This is a genomic window from Paractinoplanes durhamensis (genome assembly GCF_016862175.1).
Taxonomy (GTDB): Bacteria; Actinomycetota; Actinomycetes; order Mycobacteriales; family Micromonosporaceae; genus Actinoplanes; species Actinoplanes durhamensis.
This window is the reverse complement of the sequence record NZ_BOML01000124.1, coordinates 1-1,536: the sequence shown is the minus strand read 5'-3', so window position 1 is coordinate 1,536 and position 1,536 is coordinate 1. Positions and strand designations below refer to the sequence as shown.

1 protein-coding gene is annotated in these 1,536 nt (G+C 68.6%); it reads left to right on the top strand.

The annotated features are described in order from the left end of the window. Nucleotides 1-65 precede the first annotated feature (65 nt). Nucleotides 66-1,463 carry an IS66 family transposase gene (gene tnpC, locus Adu01nite_RS47385; protein WP_203735995.1) on the top strand — a complete coding sequence of 466 codons (1,398 nt, stop codon included), beginning with the start codon at nt 66-68 and terminating at the stop codon, nt 1,461-1,463. Nucleotides 1,464-1,536: the final 73 nt, after the last annotated feature.

Genomic DNA, 1,536 nt, shown 5'->3' with positions numbered 1-1,536 from the left:
GGTGTCTGGATAGGTAGGCCGGGCGGTGGCAACGTCCGTTGTGGAGGTTGGTAGGTTGATCAACTGTGTCCGCCCCGCAGCCATCGCCGTCGTATGACGAACTGGTCGCGCGGGTTGCGGAGTTGACTGGTCTGCTGGAGAAGGCTCTGGGGCGGGTGGCGGAGCTTGAGGCCCGGTTGAAGCAGTCGTCGTCGAACTCTTCTCGGCCTCCCTCGTCGGACGGGTTGGCCAAGCCGTCGCCGAAGTCGTTGCGGCCGCGCTCGGGTCAGGGTCCGGGGCGGCCGAAAGGCCAGGACGGGGTCACTCTGGAACGGTTCGCGGATCCTGACGTGGTCCGGCACGTGCCCGCGGTGTGCGGCGGGTGCGGGGACAGCCTGGCCGACGCGGACGAGGTTGATATGACCTGGCGGCAGGTGGTCGATGTGCCACCGGTGACACCGCAGGTGACCGAGCATCAGATGATCACCCTGGCGTGCCGGTGCGGGCATCACACCACCGCGGCCGCGCCGCCGGAGGCGGTCGCACCGGTCTCTTACGGGCCGAGGTTGGCAGGGATCGGCGTGTACCTGCTGCACGGGCAGTTCCTGTCGGTGTCGAGGACCGCCGCCGCGCTCAAGGACCTGTTCGGGGCGCCGGTCGCGGCCGGCACGGTGGCCGGTTGGGTGAAACGCACCGCGCTGGGCATCATCGACACGGTGTTGCCGGTGATCGCCGGGCGGATCATCACCGCGCCGGTCGCCGGTTTCGACGAGACCGGGATGCGCGTCGCCGGTCGCCTGGCCTGGCTGCACTCCGCGTCCACGGCCACCGATGTGCTCCTCGCGGTACACCCGAAGCGAGGCACGAAAGCGATGGACGCGATCGGGGTCCTGCCGAAGTTCACCGGGGTCGGCGTGCATGACGCGTGGGCACCGTACGACACCTACACGAACATGATCCACGCTCTGTGCGGCGCCCACGCGTTGCGTGAGCTGATCTACGTGACCGACACCGCGACCGGCCCGGTCGCCGAACATGCCGAGCAGGCCGCCACCGCGCTACGCCGGTTGAACCGGCTGATCGCCGACGCCGCCGAGCGGACCCCCGACCCGGAGAAACTCGCCTTCTACCAGCACGTCCTGCACAGCGCAGTCGTACTCGGCGTCCAGGCCACCGCCGCGCGGGCCAGCAAACTCGAACGCAAATACCACGCACTGTTCGTCCGGCTCCGTGACCGCCGCGACGACTACCTACGTTTCGTCTCCGACCCCGCCGTGCCGTTCGACAACAATTCGAGCGAGCGGACGATCCGGATGCCGAAACTACGGACCAAGGTCTCCGGCAGCATGCGCACCACGACCGGCGCTGAACACTTCGCCGCGATCCGCAGCTACATCGCCACCGCCACCCGGCAAGGCATCGACACCCTCGACGCCCTCATCCAGGCCACCACCGGCAACCCCTGGATCCCCACCCCGGCCTGACCGGCAACCACCACCCGGCCCGTCACACGGCCAGGATCGCCCGCGTACCCATATCAGGTACGTATCCAGTTAC